Below are 16678 nucleotides of genomic sequence, written 5' to 3' on the forward strand. Positions count from 1 at the left end.
TGGCGCGCGCAGCGCGCCGGATGAGGGGTCTCTGTCCGCGAATGAATCCTGTGCAATGGTGTTCGCGGATGCAACCCCTCATCCGGCGCTTCGCGCCACCTTCTCCCACAAGGGGAGAAGGGAAAGCAGCTCCTCGCTTGCGAGCGATCCATCATCAATGCGCCATCATGCGCGTCGGCAGCCAGGTCGCGAGCAGCGGGAAGGCGATCAGGATCACCAGCCGTACGAGGTCGGTCGCGACGAAGGGAATGACGCCCTTGAAGATGGTGGAGAACGAAACATCCTTCACCACGCTTTTGATGACGAAGACGTTCATGCCGACCGGCGGGTGGATCAGGCCGAGCTCGACGGTCATGACGATGATGACACCGAACCAGATCGGATCGAAGCCGAGATGCGTGACCACGGGGAAGATGATCGGCACAGTGAGGATGATCATCGCCATGGCGTCCATCAGGCAGCCGAGCACGAGATACATCACCATGATCAGCGCCAGCACGCCGTAGGAGCCGAGGCCGAGGCCGGTCAGGAACTCCGTGACCTTTTGCGGCGTTTGCGTCACCGTGAGGAAATAGCCGAAAATCAGTGCGCCGATCAGCACGGTGAACACCGCGGCCGCGGTGCGCGTGGCCTGAAGCAGCGAGGCCAGGATCTTTTCGCGATCGAGCCGTCCGGTCAGTACGCCGATGATGAAGGCCCCGGTGGCGCCGACGCCGCCGGCTTCGGTCGGGGTGAAGCGTGGCAGGAAAGGCAGACCGTAGAGACCGCCGATGACGAAGACGAACAGCAGCACCGGCGCCCAGATGTCCTTCAGGCCGGCAAAGCGTTCGCGCCACGGCAGCACCTTGCCCTTGGGCAGGAAGTCGGGCCGGAAGTATCCGATCAGGCCGATCGTGATCATGTACATGGTCATCGCGAGCAGGCCCGGGATGATGCCGGCGATGAACAGCTTTCCGATGTCCTGCTCGGTGATGATGCCGTAGACCGCGAGCACGGTGGAGGGCGGCAGCATCGCGCCGAGCGTGCCGCCGGCGGCGATCACGCCGGTGGCGAAGGATTGCGGATAGCCGAAGCGGCGCATCTCCGGATAGGCGACGGCCGAGAAGGTCGCGGCGGTTGCGACCGACGAGCCGCAGATCGCCGCAAAGCCGCCGCAAGCGCCCACCGTCGCAATGCCGAGGCCGCCGCGCAAATGCCCGACAAACCCGTTGGCGGCGCGGAACAGCTCGCGGCTCATGCCGGAATTGCTGACGAAGGAGCCCATCAGCAGGAACATCGGGATCACGCCGAAGGTGTAGTCGGTCACCGTGCGCATCGAGGTCTGGCCGACCAGCTTCAGCGCCGGGGTGCCGCCGACGAGATAGGAGAAGCCGGACACGCCGACGAGGCCCATGGCCATGCCGACGGGCACGCGCAGCAGCATCAGGAGAAATAAGGAAACGAAGCCGATTACGGCGACGGCATCGGTGCTCATGGTTACTCCGTCGCCTTCAGCTTGGGGTCGTGCATTTCTTCGGGGTGGAAGATCAGCCGGTAGGTGCGGATCGCGATCAGCAGCACGGCGGAAATGTCGCCGATCCAGGCGATCGCGAAGAACGGCCAGGTCGGCATGTGCAGGTCGAACGTCTGCACATTGTCGTTATAGGTGCCGCGCACCTTGTCGAACAGCGTCCAGGTCTGCACGGTGACGACGAACAGCAGCACCAGGGTCGCGAACACGTCGATCCAGCGCTGATAGCGCGGCGTGACATTGGCCCAGACCAAGTCGACGGTGATGTGGGTGCCGCGATAGGAGGTCGCGGCGATGCCCCAGAAGATCAGGATGCCGAGCAGCATGCGGCCGATGTCGAAGGAATCGGGGATCGAATAGTTCAGCGTGTTGCGCAGCAGCACAGACAGGAAGATGTCGAGCGCGACGATGCCGACGAAGCCGGCCGCGATCCATTCGATCGTGTCGATAAAGCGATCCATCCAGGCGCGCTTCATGGGATGGTCCTGTTGCGTGATGTCATTCTCTGGATCCAGGTCTCGCCGCGCAGTTCGCCTCTCCCCGCGTGCGGGCAGAGGCCGGAATTCGCGCGAAAGCGCGGTTTCCGGGTGAGGGGGACTCTCCGCGAGTCGGACTGTCACCGCCCTCGCGGAGACTCCCCCTCACCCCAGCCCTCTCCCCGCAAGCGGGGAGAGGGGGAGGAAGCGCCGTGCGCTCCCGACTTCCGCATCTGCAGAACAACGGCGGCGAGATGCTTCCCGCCGCCGCCTGCCTGTCGTCACGCTACTCCGCCAGCGCGTTGTACTTCTTCAGCGACGCCTTCAGGTCCGCGAGTGCCGCATCCGGATCGACGCCGGTCTTCTTCACGCCGTCGCCCCAGGTCTTGACCAGCGGCTCGGCGGCCTTCTTCCAGGCGGCGGTCTGCTCCGGGTTAAGCTTGTAGACCTCGTGGCCTTCTTCCGCCTTGATCTTGTCGATGCCGGCGTCCTCGAACTTGCCCCAGTGCTCGCCGACCACGCCGGCCATTTCGGTCGTACAGTTCTTGTCGATCGCCGCCTTCTGCTTGTCGGACATCGCGTTGTACTTGTCCTTGTTCATCACGAAGACGAAGGTCGTGACGTAGAGCGGCGCCTGCATGTCGTACTTCGTGACCTTGTCGATGCCGAACAGCACCAGCGAGCCCCAGGGGAAGGTGACGCCGTCGGCGACGCCGCGCTCTATGATGTCGCGCACTTCGGGCGCGGACGACTGCACATTGGTGCCGCCGAGCGAGGTGACGAAATTCGCCATGGTGGCGTGCGCCGGGCGGATCTTCAGGCCCTTCACGTCTTCCGGCATGACGATCTTCTTGGTGCGGGAGTGGAAGGAGGAGGGTGAGTGGACGAAGGCGAGACAGTATTTGACGTCCTTCATCTCCTTCTCGGCATATTTGCGGTACCACGCGTCGAGCCCCATCGAGCCGCCCTTGGCGTCCGAGATCAGGAACGGCACCTCGCCGGCACCGATGATCGGGAAGCGGCCGGGCTGGTAGCCCGGATTGACATAGGTGACGTCGGCGATGCCGTCGCGGGCCATGTCGTAATGGTCGAAGGCCTTGCCGAGCTGTTGCGCCGGGAAGACCTTGCCCTTGACGGTCCCGCCGGAATCCTTCTCCACCGCGGCCGCCCAGTCCTCCAGTGATTTCTGCAGCGGGTGCGAGGCCGGCACCCAGTGCGAGATCTTCAGATCGAAGGTCTTTTCCTGCGCAAACGCAGGCGTCACGCTTGCTGCCAGCAGCAGTGCCAGACAGGCTTTCCTCATCGGTCCTCTCTCCCTCTCTTGACCCGCAGCTTCACCGGCCCGGGCTCGTTAGTTAACATGTTATCTAATTCGCAGGCTTGTTCAAGCCGGAACCGGCGACGCATTGCCTGTGTTACGTCAGCCCTGTTGCATGGATTTGTCGCGCTGCGGCGACGCGCACTCCCTTTTGCCCAACCGTTATGTGATATAATTATCGTGCGCGGGCCAGCGCGACAAGCGAGCCGCGACGCACCCTACAGGATCGGGAGGAGCAAGTATTGCGGACAAAGGTCGCAATCATCGGGGCAGGGCCGGCGGGATTGTTGCTCGGGCAACTTCTGCACCTTTATGGCGTCGACAACGTCATCGTGGAACGGCAGAGCGCCGACTACGTGCTGGGGCGCATCCGTGCCGGGCTCCTCGAGGAAGGCACCGTCGCGCTGCTCGACGAGGTCGGGGCCGGCGGACGCGCCCATGCCGAAGGGCTGGTGCATGAGGGCATCGAGCTTGCTTTTTCCGGGCGCCGCCATCGCATCGACATGAAGGGCGCGACCGGCAAGACGGTCATGATCTACGGCCAGACCGAGGTCACGCTCGACCTCATGAATGCGCGGCAAGCGGCGGGCCTCACCACGGTTTACGAGGCCAAGGATGTCCGGCCGCATGATTTCGACGGCAGTCACCCGCGCGTAACTTACGTCAAGGACGGCACCACCCACGAGATCACCTGCGACTTCATCGCCGGCTGCGACGGCTTTCACGGCATCAGCCGCGCCACTGTCCCGTCCTCGGCGATCGAGGAGTTCGAGCGCGTCTATCCGTTCGGCTGGCTCGGCATCCTCTCGGACACGCCGCCGGTCAGCCATGAGCTGATCTATTCCAACCACGCCCGCGGCTTCGCGCTCTGCACCATGCGTTCGACCAAACGCAGCCGCTACTACGTGCAATGCGCGCTCGACGACCACATCGACCAGTGGCCTGACGACCGCTTCTGGGACGAGCTCAAGCGGCGGCTCGACCGGGAGGCGGCCGACAGCCTCGTCACAGGCCCCTCGATCGAGAAGAGCATCGCGCCGCTGCGCTCTTTCGTCGCCGAGCCGATGCGCTTCGGGACGATGTTTTTGTGCGGCGATGCCGCCCACATCGTGCCGCCGACCGGCGCCAAGGGGCTCAACCTTGCGGCCAGCGATGCGCATTACCTCGCGACCGCCTTGCGCGAATTCTACGACGAGAAATCAAGCGCCGGGATCGATGCCTATTCGACCACGGCGCTGGCGCGGGTCTGGAAGGCCGTGCGCTTCTCCTGGTGGATGACCTCGATGCTGCACAAATTCCCCGACACCGGCTCGATCGGCGCGCGTATCCAGCTCGCCGAGCTCGACTACGTCACGCACTCGAAGGCCGCGATGACGTCGCTGTCGGAGAATTATGTGGGATTGCCGTTCTGACGAGGCGCGGGGATCAGCTTCCGCTCACCCCTTCGGCGGGGCGAGCGGCTGCACGATCTCCTTGAACGGCGCCAGCGCCTCGCAAGCGTCGGCATGCGCGGCAAGCGCCGGATAGCGCGACGCATCGAACAGTGACGGGTGGGCTTCGCGGGTGAAGCGGACGACGCAGGCCACCGCGACGTCGGCGTGGCCGATGCGATTGCCAAGCCAATAGGGCGTCGTCACCTTTGCGCGCTCGGCCTCTAACACGCCGAGAACGTCGGCGATCTGCGTGGTGCAGCGCTCGACCCACAGCGCAAGCTGCTGATCCTTGCGCAGCACGCGCTCGTAGAGCAGGCTGACCGCCTTGTCGCCGAGGCCCGTGGCCAGCGCGCAGATGCGCAGGTGCCGCCGGCGCTCCGCGCCCGCGCGCGGCAGCATCGCCTTCTCGCTTCCGACGAGATCGTCGAGATAGTCGAGGATGATCGTGCTCTCGATCAGCGCCTCGCCGTCGTCGAGCACCAGCGTCGGCACGCGGCGCAGGGGATTGTACGGCGCGATTCTATCGGCATCGCCGAAGGTCGACCACGGTTTGTGGTCGAACGCGAGACCGTAGAGCCGCAGCGCAATCGCGACGCGACGGACGAAGGGGGAATCATATTGGCCGATCAGGAACATGGTTTGCACCTCTAGACGTTTTCCTCGATAGCGCGCTTCATCGCCGCGATCGCCGCCTCGTTACGCCGATACATCGTCCACTGCTTGATGCGCTTGGCGCGCACGAGCTTTGCGGCGGTCAGCACCCGCATGTGCTCGCTCACCGTCGGCGCGCTGACGCCAAGCTTCTCCGCGATCAGGAGACCGCAGACACCGTCCTTGACCAAGTCGCCGTCGACCTGCTCGCGGAAATGCTTTCGCGGCTCGCGAAGCCAATCCAGGATCTGCAGGCGGCGTTCATTGGCCAAGGCCCGCAGGACAAGCGCAATGTTCATTTAGCCATTTTGCTAATTATCTAATTGATGTCAACCCTCCGACGCGCTATCAGGGACATCATGACAGCGACCACGGACATCACGCGCGAGCGGATTGCGGCGACCGAGGCCATCATCCGCCCGCATATCCGGCGCACGCCGCTCCTGAAGGCCAGTCTCGCCGATTTTGGCTTGTCGGATCATCCCGTCATCTTCAAGCTTGAGATGTTGCAGCATTCCGGATCGTTCAAGGCGCGCGGCGCCTTTGCGAACCTGTTGCTGCGGCAGGTGCCTAAGGCCGGCGTCGTCGCGGCGTCCGGCGGCAATCACGGCGCGGCGGTCGCCTATGCGGCGCAGCGGCTCGGCATCCCCGCCACGATTTTCGTGCCGGAGATCACGTCGCCGGCAAAGGTGGAGCGGATCAGGAGCTATGGCGCGGCGCTCGTGATCGCGGGCAGCCGCTATGCCGATGCACTTGCCGCGAGCGAGGCCCATGTCGAGCGCACCGGTGCTATGGCGGTCCACGCCTACGACCAGACGGAGACCCTGCTCGGTCAGGGCAGCGTCGGATTGGAGCTGGAACAGGATGCGCCCGAGATCGACACGTTGCTCGTGGCCGTCGGCGGTGGCGGCCTGATCGGCGGCATCGCGGCATGGTACGTCGGCAACACCCGCATCATCGCGATCGAGCCGGAGCAATCGCCGACCTTGAATGCTGCTTTCGAGGCCGGAGCGCCGGTTGATGCGCCTGCCGGCGGCATCGCCGCCGACAGCCTTGCACCGCGGCGCGTCGGGCAATTGATGTTTCCGATCGCACGCGCTCACGTCGAGCGGGTCGTGCTGGTCGGCGACGACGCGATCCGGCGGGCGCAGGCCTCACTGTGGTCGAGCCTGCGCATGGTGACCGAGCCCGGCGGCGCGACCGCGTTTGCGGCGCTGCTCTCCGGCCGCTATCGTCCCGCGCCGAAGGAGCGGGTCGCGGTGCTGATCTGTGGCGCCAACACCACGGCGGTAAACTTCGAGAGCTGATTTGCGTCGGGGAGGATCATGCGCATCGTCCCCTCTTCCTACCGCGGCGTCAGCGTGATCGCCTCGGCGGTCGCGGCTTCGACTGCGGCGCGGCTGTAGAGCAGAGGCACATATTGCCCCGTCGCCCAGAGCGGCGCGAGGTCACGATAATGGCCGCTGAAGGGATCGCCCGACTGGCCCGGCGTGTTGATGGTGCGGCTCGCATCCCAATTGCCGACGTCGAGCACCATGCGGAACGAGGCGCCGGAGATGAGCCGGTAGTCTGCGCGGCGATAGGTGGCCGCGCGCGGTACATTGGCGGCGCCACCGAACGCGAGCGGGCCGACCGACAACTGCGTTGCCGTGGCTTTGTCGGCAAGTGGTATCAGCGCGTGGTCGAACTTTGCGACGTGCAGCCGGCCCCAGCGCCAGGTGGATGAATCAGGGCCGAGTTTGCTTGCGACATCGGCGATCGCTGCGCCCAGGCTGTCGCGCAGGATCTGGTCGCGCGTCGCAGCGGGATCGGAGCCGAGCGCGGCATCCGGAGATTCGAGGTAGGCGACGATCGCCGAAATGCTGGACGCCTCGGGCGCGATCATATCGGCCGCCTTGGGCGCTGTGGTCTTCAGCAGCACCGGTCCGAGATGGTTGGCGATCCAGACTTCGAACACCGCGGCCGCAGCGCTGTCGGCGGCGTCTCGCGCGTCCCACGGCTTGAGCAGTTCGAGGCCCTTCTTCACGTTGACATCATCGGAGGACAGGGGCTGCAGCAGTTTGACCAGCCGTCTCCCCAGCATCGCGGTGTCGTCGTTCTGCAAATCCATGGCGTCTGCGAGCGTTACCTTGCTGTTGGCCTGGAGCACCTCGACAATGCGCTGCCAGCGCGCGCTGTCGGCCCATTCGAAGCCGACCTTGCGTTCGCTGACGGGATAATCGGGCGGCAGGTTCATCTGGTTCGCGGTGGCGAGAAAACCCTGCTTCGGCTGATAGGCCTTCGGCAGGTCGTCGAGCGACAGAAAACCCTGCCATTCGTAGCGGCCGTCGCCCGGCACCGGCATCAATCCGTCATAGTTGCCGCGGCGCGGCGTCTTGCCGGCAGCGACCCAGCCGATATTGCCGCGCGTATCGGCATAGACCTGGTTCTCCGACGGCGCGCCCCAGCGCCGCATGGCCGCGAGGAATCCGTTCCAGTCCTTTGCCGTCATGTAATCCGACGAGCCGAAATAGGCCGAGGTGCCCGGCTCGAACCAGATCGAGCGCACGGCGAACGCGCGCTTGTTCGCCTCATCCACGAGGATGACGGGACCGTGCCGGGTAAATTTCAGCTCGAGGTCGCGATCGGCCTCGCCCTTGACCTGCTCTTTCTCGTGGACGACGCGCATGTCCTCCCAGCCGTTGCCATAGCGGTACTGGTTGGAGTTTTGCGGATTGAGCTCGTAGACGTAGAGGTCTTCCTGATCGACGTTGAAGATCGTCAATCCGAAGGCGATGGTGCCGTTGTGGCCGATCGAGATGCCGGGCAGTGCCGGCTCGCCGGCGCCGATCACGGACAGGCCGGGTGCGTTGAGCCCGACGATGTAGCGCAGCGAGGGCACGCTGTGCTCGCGATGCGGATCATTGGCGAGGATCGGACGACCCGTCGCGCTGCGCGACGGCGCGATCACCCAGTTGTTGGAGCCGATGGTGTCGCGCTGCTGATCGGCCTCGGTGAGGAACTTGTCGGGATCGTGCGCGAGCGCGGCGTGGCGGTCTTTCGGCTGCGCAAAGGCCACTGGGCGTATGGCGAGATCATAGGCCGCGAGCACGGCCTTCGGTACACTACAGGGATCGAGGCCGTCCGGGACCTTCGTTGTCCAGGCCGGCTCCAGCTTCACGCGAAACCGATCTGCGTCGAGGCCGGCCGCGCAGGCGACCAGCGAGCGCTTGACCTCGGAGGCGACGTTGCGCGTCAGCCCATGGCTGCGAACGCGAACAACATCCTCCGCGGCCCAGGGATCGGGCATGGTGCCGGCGATTCTGAACTCGATAGGCAGTGGACGCTTGCCCGCGCGGACCTCGGCCACATAGGCATTGATGCCGGCGACGAACGCCTCGGCATAGGTTTTCGCCTTGGGCCCGTAAGCCGCCCACTCCGCATTCATGTCGCCGCGATAAAGGAACAGCCGCAACGCCTTGTCCTGCTCGGCATAGGCCGGGCCAAAGTCCTTGGCGAGCAGGCCGAGCCCACGCTTGCGCCAGAGATCGATCTGCCAGAGCCGGTCACGCGCCGCGTTGAAGCCCTGCAGGAAGAACACGTCGTGCTCGTTGCCGGCATAGATGTGCGGGATGCCCCAGACATCGACCAGGATCTGGGCGGGCGCCTTGAGGCCGGCGACATCAGTCTTGACCTGGCGCGCGCTTTCGAGCGGGTTTTCCTTCTCGCGCGCTATGGCGGTTGAAGTCAGCAGTGCGGCGCAGATCGCCACGCCACAAAGCCTCGAGACGACCCGGTTGAAATCCGCGTTCATTATCGTTCCTCCGTTGTCGTTATTGGGCGCCCGCGGCGCGCCCGTCATTCCCCCTCGTCGCTCGCCAGCACGCCCTTCACCGCGCGCGCCCAGCCGGCGAGCTTCCGCTCCCGCGTCGCCTGGCTCATGTTGGGCTTGAAGCGATGCTCGAGGCGCCAGTTGTCGGCGAACTTGGTCGGCTCGGGATAGACGCCGGCATTGAGGCCGGCGAGATAGGCGGCGCCGAGTGCCGTCGTCTCCTGGATCACGGGGCGGTCGACGGGAGCGTCGAGGAGATCGGCGAGGCGTTGCATGGTCCAGTCGGACGCGGTCATGCCGCCGTCGACGCGCAGCACGACGCTGGCCGTCTCCGAGCTCGGCCAGTCGGCGCGCATCGCGGCCCAGAGGTCGAAGGTCTGGTAGCAGACGCTCTCCAGCGCGGCATGGGCGAGTTCGGCCGGGCCGGTGTTGCGGGTGAGCCCGAACAGCGCGCCGCGCACGCGCGGATTCCAGTAGGGCGCGCCCATGCCGACGAAGGCCGGCACGAGATAGACGCTCTGCATCGAATCGGATTGATCGGCGAGCGGTCCGGTCTCGGCGGCGTGCTTGATGATGCCAAGGCCGTCGCGCAGCCACTGCACCGCGCTGCCTGCGACGAAGATCGAGCCTTCGAGCGCGTAGGTGCGTTTTCCCTCGAGTTGATAGGCGATGGTGGTGAGTAGCTTATTCCTGGAGACGACCGGCGTGGTGCCGGTGTTGAGCAGCGCGAAGCAGCCGGTGCCGTAGGTCGACTTCATCATGCCCGGGCGGAAGCAGGCCTGCCCGATGGTCGCGGCCTGCTGGTCGCCGGCGATGCCGGCAATCGCGATCGCGCCGCCGAACAGGTCGGGCGTGCTCTCGCCGAAGCGGGCGGAGGAGTCCTTCACCTCGGGCAGCATCGAGCGCGGCACGCCGATGATCTCCAGGAGCTCGTCGTCCCACTGGCCGGTATGGATGTTGAACAGCAGCGTGCGCGAGGCGTTGGTGGCATCGGTCGCATGGACCTTGCCGCCGGTGAGGCGCCAGAGCAGATAGCAATCGATGGTGCCGAACATCAGCTCGCCGCGCGCGGCGCGGGCACGGGCGCCCGGGACGTGGTCGAGGATCCAGGCAACCTTCGTTCCCGAGAAATAGGGATCGATGATCAGGCCGGTCTTTTGTGAGATCACCGGCTCATGGCCGTCGTGCTTCAGTTTCGCGCAGATGTCGGCGGTGCGGCGGTCCTGCCAGACGATGGCGCGGTGCACGGCTTGTCCCGTAGCACGGTCCCACACCACCGTGGTCTCGCGCTGATTGGTGATACCGATCGCGGCGATGTCCTTTGCGGTGATCCCTGCCTTCCCGATCGCGTCGCGGCAGACCGCCACGGTCGAGGTCCAGATGTCCTCCGGCTCGTGCTCGACCCAGCCCGAGGCCGGAAAATGCTGCGGAAACTCCTGCTGCGCCGTCGCCGCGATGGAAATATCGCTGCGAAACACGATCGCGCGCGAGGAGGTGGTGCCCTGGTCGATGGCGAGGACGAAAGACATGGAAGCTACCTTGGCGTTTTCCCTGATCGGGAAGGTTATTGTGTTCCCGTCCAAGAAAAGGGATTGAACAAGGAAGGTCAATATCATCTGCAGCCGCCATGGCGAAAACTCGGGACGGCAAAGGCGAGCCGGGTCAGGGCACTAGGACCGTATCGACGCAAATGCTACATGCCAGCGGCAAAAACGGGGCTGCATGACGTTCACATCTCCAGAGTTCGGCGCCTACGTCGCTGTTGTCTTCGGCGCCTATTACTTGCCGCTGTTCCGAAACGTGCAGGTTCAGATCCTGGTACTAGCCAGCGTGTTCTTCTACGGCTTTGGCCAGCCGGATCTGTTGCCACTGCTGCTCGTCGCGGTGCTGGGGACCTATGCCTTCCTGGTACTGGCGTTCGACGATCGCGCGGTTTGGATGCCCGCAGGCATCGTATTCAACCTCGCGCTGCTCGCGTTCTTTAAATACAAGTTCCTGTTTATCGAGGCTGCCGCACTCCATCCGACCGGCGTTGCGCCGCTCGATTTCATGCTGCGGTTGCCGCTGCCGATCGGCATCTCGTTCTTTGTGTTCCACAACATCAGCCTTCTGGTCGACCTGACGCGGGAGAAGCAGCGGCCGCCGCTGAAGAACGTCTTTCTCTACATCATCTTCTTTCCGCAGCTTGTCTCGGGCCCGATCACACGCGCCGGCCAGTTCATGCCGCAGATCGTGCCCAAACGGATCGCCGACGTCGCCTTTGTGGAGGCGGCCAAATGGATCCTGGCCGGCTACTTCTTCAAGCTGTACGTCGCCAACAATCTCAACGAGATGACGTCCTATATGGACTTCCCGCTTTACGAGACGCTGCGCACGCAGGATCGCTGGCTCCTGGTGTTCCTCTACAGCTACCAGATCTACGCCGACTTCTTCGGCTATTCGGCGATCGCGCTCGGCCTTGGGCTGTTGTTCGGCTATCGCCTGCCGGTCAACTTCAACCTGCCCTACATTTCGACATCGTTCTCCGAGTTCTGGACGCGCTGGCACATCTCGCTGTCAAACTGGCTCAGGACCTACCTCTACATCCCGCTCGGCGGCAACCGGGGCGGTCCAGCGAGAACCTGTTTGAACCTGATGATCGTGATGACGCTCGGCGGACTCTGGCATGGCGCGAGCCTGAGCTACGCGCTGTGGGGTATGCTGCACGGGGCCTTTCTTGTCATCGAGCGCCCGTTCCTCAAGCTGCTTGACGAGGCCGGACCGACGATCCGGATCCTGCGCATGGGCATCGTGTTCCTGTGCGTGACTATGTTGTGGATTTTCTTCAAGCTGCCGAACTTCGATCATGCGCTTGCCTATCTGCAGGGGATGTTCGTGCCGACGACCAATCCAAATCCGACAAAGCTGTTCTACAATCTCGCGCTGCTCTACAGCCTTCCAGTGATCATCCAGCATCTCGGCATCAGTGGCCTTGTCGACGGCAAATGGCGACGATGGGAGCCCTATCTCTACGGCGCGCTCGGGGCGCTCGCTTATCTTGAGGCGGGGCCTGACGCGGCGTTCATCTACTTTCAGTTCTGAACATGAGGCGATTGTCGGCGGCACTGTCATGGCTGGCCAGATGTGCGGTGGTCGCGGCGGCCTTGCTGCTCGCGTGCCAGGTTGCGACGGCGTGGATCGGCACAGCCCTGCAACAGCCCGCGGTGACGACCCGCGATGGCAGCCTCATCACACTCAATCGCTATATCCAGGAGCCGCTGCCTGATGTTGTGCTGGTGGGCAGCTCGGTCACGTGGCGCCTGAAGGAAGAGTATTTCGCGCATCCGCGCGTGCGCAATCTTGGACTGGCGGGCGGCTCTCCGCTGACTGGCCTTGAGATCGTTGCGAAGCAGCGCCGCCTGCCGCGGATTGTGCTGATCGAGACGAACGTGTTGTCGCGTCGTGTCGATAACGCGTTGGTCCAGAAATTCTCCGGCGGTGTTCGTCCTGACGCCTTGTTTCTCCGCCCAATTCGAACGGTGATTGCCGCCTATGAGAGCTGGCGCCATGCGTCGCCCAGTCCCGCGCAGGTTCACGCAGAGCTTGAGCAGGTGTTGCGACAGCCTCCCGCGACGTTCGACAACACGGCTTATGCCGATCGTGCGCTGGAACAAATGAATGCTGAAGATCCGACGCTGGCGACCCGCGACAACGTCGCTCTGATCAAGGAACTCATCGCAGACATCGAACGGCGCGGAGCGCGGGCCTTGCTGATCGAGGTTCCGTACTCACCCGAAATCGAAGGATCGCGCTTCGCTCGGATCACCAAGGACATTGTCCACGGTGCGTTCCCGGACTCCCACCGCTGGCTGCCAATCGATCCGCCGCACGTCGACTTGCGGTGGGCCGACGGAATTCATCTCGACGAGCGATCTGCGCTTCTCGTAGTGCGCGCGATCGAAAAGGCCCTGGCCGAGCGCGGCGAACGCCCATCGTGATCGCCGCTGACGATTACACCGCCGCCGTGGTTACGCCGCCGTCGATGACGATAGTCTGGCCGGTCATGAAGCTCGATGCGTCGGAGGCGAGGTAGGCTACCGCGCCGGCGATCTCGTCGGGTTCGCCGATGCGGCGGAGTGGCGTGGTGGCGGTGCGGCGCTTGAGGAGGGCTTCGTCCTCCCAGAGGGCGCGGGCGAAATCGGTTTTCACAAGGCCCGGCGCGATGCAGTTGACACGCACGCCCTTGGGACCCCATTCGCCGGCGAGCGAGCGGCATAGTGCGAAGTCGGCCGCCTTGGAGATGCCGTAGGCGCCGATCACCGTGGAGCCGCGCAGGCCGCCGATCGAGGAAATGATGACGACCGAGCCGCCTCCGCGCTCCGCCATCTGCGGGATCGCGAGCGCCGAGAGCCAGATGTTGCTCTTGACGTTCGAGCCCATGATCTTGTCGAAGGCCTCATCGGTGATGTCGAGCAGCGGGCCGTAATACGGATTCACCGCGGCGTTGCAGACGAGGATGTCGATCTTGCCAAAATGCTTGGTGGCGCCCGCGATCAGCGCCTCGACCTCGTTCTTGCGGGCGATGTTGCAGGGGATGACGATGGCATCGCCGCCGGCAGCGTTGATGCTGTCGGCCACTTCCTTGCAGGCATCCGCCTTGCGCGAGGAGATCACGACCTTGGCGCCGAGTTTCGCCAGCAGTTCGGCAGACGAGCGGCCGATGCCGCGGCTCGAGCCGGTGACGACGGCAACCTTGCCGGTGAGATCGAACGGGGTGTTTTTCATTGGTGTTGGCCTCGCTGATTCCGCTTGTTCAGGCGTCATCGCCCGGCTCGACCGGGCGATCCAGTATTGCAGAGGCGGCGCGGCTAGAACCGAGAAGCCGCGGCGTACTGGATCCCCCGCTTCCGCGGGGGATGACAGTCATCGTGGATCAGATCAACCCGCCAGCATCGGCAACACGGCGCTGGTGATACTCGGTGTCGCCGAACGTGTTCTCGATCATGGTCAGGCGCTTGAAGTAGTGGCCGATCTTCGCCTCCATGGTCATGCCGATGCCGCCGTGGAGCTGGATCGACTGCTGGCCGACGAACTTCAGCGACTTGCCGATCTGCACCTTGGCCGCGGCGATTGCATTCGAGCGCTCCTTGGCATCCTCGAAGTCGTTCGCCATGGTGGCGAACATCGACATCGAGCGCGCCTGCTCGGCGGCGACGAACATATCGGAGGCACGATGCTGGAGGCTCTGGAACGAGCCGATTGCGACGCCGAACTGCTTTCGTGTTTTGATGTATTCGACGGTCGTCTTCAGCGACTCGTCCATCAGACCGACCGCCTCGGCGCAGAGCGCGACGCGGGCTTCATCGACCACGCGCTCGATGAGCGCGAGCGAATCCTCGGGATTGCCGATCGCAGCATCCGCGCCGACCTCGACGCCGGTCAAGGTGATGTCGGCGGCGTACAGGCCGTCCTGGGTGGGATAGCCCTTCTTGCTGACGCCCTTGGCGCCCGCAGGGACCAGGAACACGCCGATGCCGGTCTTGTCGCGGCGGTCGCCCTTGGTGCGCGCGGTCACGACAAGCGTGTCGGCGTTTTCGCCGTTGAGCACGACGAACTTCTCGCCGTCGATGACCCAGCCGTCACCCTTCTTCTTCGCCGTCGTGGTGACGTCGAAGAGGTCGTAGCGCGAGTTCTTCTCGAGCTGGGCAAAGGCGAGCGTCTTGCTGCCGTCGATGATGCCGGGTAGATGCGCGGTCTTCTGCGCATCACTGCCCGCGTGGCGCAGGAAGCCGCCGCCGATCACCACCGTTGCGAGATAGGGCTCCAGCACCAGCGCTTTGCCGAGTGCTTCCATCACGATCATGGTCTCGACGCCGCCGCCGCCGAAGCCGCCGTCGGCCTCCGCGAAGGGCAGGCCGAGCAAGCCCTGCTCGGCCAGCTTGCCCCAGACGGCTTTGCTCCAGCCGCCTTTCTCCTTCATGTACTTCTTGCGCTGCTCGAAATCGTAGGAATCGGTCAGCAGGCCGTCGATGCTTTCCTTGAGAAGCCGCTGCTCCTCGGACAGATCAAAATCCATGTTTCTCTCCAAAATCGACGGTGGCGTTTGCCCCTGCCGTCGCCTTACCCTCTGATGTCATCCCCGCGAAGGCGGGGATCCAGTAGACACTGCCGCCTGTCGTAACCACGGCTGCCGCGGCTTACTGGGTCCCCCGCCTTCGCGGGGGACGACAGCGTCCTTCGTGTACTCAGTCGCTCACAGCCCCAGCACCGCCTTGGCGATGATGTTGCGCTGGATCTCGTTGGAGCCGCCGTAGATGGAGACCTTGCGGTTGTTGAAGTAGCTCGGCGCGATCTGGGCGGTCCAGTCCATGGCTTCGTTCGAGCCGTCGTCACCATGGATGTCATACGGAGCCGCGAACGGCCCGATCACTTCCATGAGCAGCTCGGTCGTGGTCTGCTGGATCTCCGAGCCCTTGATCTTCAGCACGGAGGAGGCCGGATTGGGCTTGCCCTTGCCGTGCTTGCCTTCATCGGCGACGACGCGGAGCTGCGTCAGCTCGAGTGCCTTCAGCTCGATCTCGCAGGCCGCCAGCTTCTCGCGGAAGGCGGGATCCTGGATGATCGGGCGGCCAGCGGACTCGACCTTCGATGCCAGGTCCTTGATGCGGCGGATGCGCTCCTTGGAGACGCCGACGCGGGCGATGCCGGTGCGCTCATTGCCGAGCAGGAACTTTGCGTAGTCCCAGCCCTTGTTCTCCTCGCCGATCAGATTCTCGTAGGGCACCTCGACGTCGTCGAAGAAGACTTCGTTGACCTCGTGGCCGCCGTCGATGGTCTGGATCGGGCGCACGGTAACGCCCTTCGACTTCATGCTGAAGACGATGAAGGAGATGCCCATCTGCTTCTTGGCGCTGGCGTCGGTGCGGCACAGGCAGAAGATCATGTCGGCGTGCTGGGCCAGCGTGGTCCAGGTCTTCTGGCCGTTGATGATCCACTTGTCGCCCTTGCGCTCGGCCTTGGTCTTCAGCGAGGCGAGGTCCGAACCCGAGCCCGGCTCCGAGAAGCCCTGGCACCACCAATCGTCGACGTTGGCAATGCGGGGCAGGTACTTCTTCTTCTGCTCCTCGTTGCCGAAGGTGTAGATGACCGGGCCGACCATGCTGACGCCGAAGGCGAGCGGCTGCGGTGCCGGATAGGACTGCAGCTCCTCGTTGAAGATGTAGTGCTGCACGGATGTCCAGCCCGTGCCGCCATACTGCTTCGGCCAGTGGCTGACGCCCCAGCCCTTCTTGTTGAGGATGCGCCACCAGGCGACCATCTCGTCCTTCGACAGATGGCGGCCCTCGACCAGCTTGCGCCGCGTATCCGGCGGCACGTTGTCGCGGAAGAACTGCCGCACCTCCTCGCGAAACGCCTGCTCTTCCCTAGTGAATGCGAGATCCATCGGATCCTCCTGTGAGCGAAACCCAGTTTCTTCTTTTCTTCGTCATCCTGGCGAAA

At 64.2% G+C, this 16678-nt stretch carries 14 protein-coding genes; 4 read left to right on the forward strand and 10 right to left on the reverse strand.

Translation table 11 applies throughout. The features are described from left to right. Positions 1 to 154: 154 nt before the first annotated feature. From MTR72_RS26110 to MTR72_RS26120, 3 genes are all read right to left on the reverse strand, one after another. On the reverse strand, positions 155 to 1474 hold the full coding sequence (locus MTR72_RS26110) for a TRAP transporter large permease (RefSeq protein WP_341511547.1): 1320 nt from the start codon (positions 1472 to 1474) through the stop codon (positions 155 to 157). Positions 1475 to 1476: 2 nt separating this feature from the next. Next, complete coding sequence (locus MTR72_RS26115; RefSeq protein WP_027549560.1) at positions 1477 to 1986, reverse strand: TRAP transporter small permease; 510 nt, start codon at positions 1984 to 1986, stop codon at positions 1477 to 1479. A gap of 286 nt (positions 1987 to 2272) precedes the next feature. Then, the gene (locus MTR72_RS26120) at positions 2273 to 3289 is read right to left on the reverse strand and encodes a TRAP transporter substrate-binding protein (protein WP_280966898.1); all 1017 of its coding nucleotides are present in this window, start codon (positions 3287 to 3289) and stop codon (positions 2273 to 2275) included. A 257-nt stretch (positions 3290 to 3546) separates the two neighbouring features. On the opposite strand from MTR72_RS26120, the gene pobA reads away from it, so the two are divergent. Further along, on the forward strand, positions 3547 to 4716 hold the full coding sequence (gene pobA, locus MTR72_RS26125) for a 4-hydroxybenzoate 3-monooxygenase (protein WP_280966897.1): 1170 nt from the start codon (positions 3547 to 3549) through the stop codon (positions 4714 to 4716). Positions 4717 to 4740: 24 nt separating this feature from the next. Here the strand turns inward: pobA and MTR72_RS26130 are convergent, their stop codons facing one another. Next, positions 4741 to 5373, reverse strand: a complete 633-nt coding sequence (locus MTR72_RS26130; RefSeq protein ID WP_280966896.1) for a glutathione S-transferase family protein — start codon at positions 5371 to 5373, stop codon at positions 4741 to 4743. A gap of 11 nt (positions 5374 to 5384) precedes the next feature. Next, the gene (locus MTR72_RS26135) at positions 5385 to 5687 is read right to left on the reverse strand and encodes an ArsR/SmtB family transcription factor (RefSeq protein ID WP_280966895.1); all 303 of its coding nucleotides are present in this window, start codon (positions 5685 to 5687) and stop codon (positions 5385 to 5387) included. A gap of 60 nt (positions 5688 to 5747) precedes the next feature. Here MTR72_RS26135 and MTR72_RS26140 point away from each other — a divergent pair, with 60 nt between their 5' ends. After that, positions 5748 to 6695 carry a threonine/serine dehydratase gene (locus MTR72_RS26140; RefSeq protein WP_445819640.1) on the forward strand — a complete coding sequence of 316 codons (948 nt, stop codon included), beginning with the start codon at positions 5748 to 5750 and terminating at the stop codon, positions 6693 to 6695. A gap of 38 nt (positions 6696 to 6733) precedes the next feature. Here the strand turns inward: MTR72_RS26140 and MTR72_RS26145 are convergent, their stop codons facing one another. Together MTR72_RS26145 and glpK are read right to left on the reverse strand one after the other, a co-directional pair. Further along, complete coding sequence (locus MTR72_RS26145) at positions 6734 to 9181, reverse strand: penicillin acylase family protein (protein ID WP_280966893.1); 2448 nt, start codon at positions 9179 to 9181, stop codon at positions 6734 to 6736. 44 nt (positions 9182 to 9225) lie between these two features. Then, positions 9226 to 10728, reverse strand: a complete 1503-nt coding sequence (glpK, locus tag MTR72_RS26150) for a glycerol kinase GlpK (protein ID WP_280966892.1) — start codon at positions 10726 to 10728, stop codon at positions 9226 to 9228. A gap of 193 nt (positions 10729 to 10921) precedes the next feature. Here glpK and MTR72_RS26155 point away from each other — a divergent pair, with 193 nt between their 5' ends. Both MTR72_RS26155 and MTR72_RS26160 read left to right on the forward strand, forming a co-directional pair. Further along, positions 10922 to 12280: an MBOAT family O-acyltransferase gene (locus MTR72_RS26155; RefSeq protein WP_280966891.1), complete on the forward strand. Its 1359-nt coding sequence runs from the start codon at positions 10922 to 10924 to the stop codon at positions 12278 to 12280. Between the two features lie 11 nt (positions 12281 to 12291). Beyond that, the gene (locus MTR72_RS26160; RefSeq protein WP_280966890.1) at positions 12292 to 13176 is read left to right on the forward strand and encodes a hypothetical protein; all 885 of its coding nucleotides are present in this window, start codon (positions 12292 to 12294) and stop codon (positions 13174 to 13176) included. Positions 13177 to 13189: 13 nt separating this feature from the next. Here MTR72_RS26160 and MTR72_RS26165 read toward each other — a convergent pair whose 3' ends face one another. The 3 genes from MTR72_RS26165 to pimC all read right to left on the reverse strand — a co-directional run bounded on the left by MTR72_RS26165 (position 13190) and on the right by pimC (position 16622). Continuing rightward, complete coding sequence (locus MTR72_RS26165) at positions 13190 to 13963, reverse strand: SDR family NAD(P)-dependent oxidoreductase (protein ID WP_280966889.1); 774 nt, start codon at positions 13961 to 13963, stop codon at positions 13190 to 13192. Positions 13964 to 14111: 148 nt separating this feature from the next. Continuing rightward, a complete protein-coding gene (pimD, locus tag MTR72_RS26170; RefSeq protein ID WP_280966888.1) occupies positions 14112 to 15254 on the reverse strand; it encodes a pimeloyl-CoA dehydrogenase small subunit in 1143 nt (380 codons plus the stop codon). A gap of 177 nt (positions 15255 to 15431) precedes the next feature. Further along, complete coding sequence (gene pimC / locus MTR72_RS26175; protein WP_280966887.1) at positions 15432 to 16622, reverse strand: pimeloyl-CoA dehydrogenase large subunit; 1191 nt, start codon at positions 16620 to 16622, stop codon at positions 15432 to 15434. Between the last annotated feature and the right edge of the window lie 56 nt (positions 16623 to 16678).

Origin of the sequence: Bradyrhizobium sp. ISRA442, assembly GCF_038085055.1 — a bacterium.
Lineage (GTDB): Bacteria > Pseudomonadota > Alphaproteobacteria > Rhizobiales > Xanthobacteraceae > Bradyrhizobium.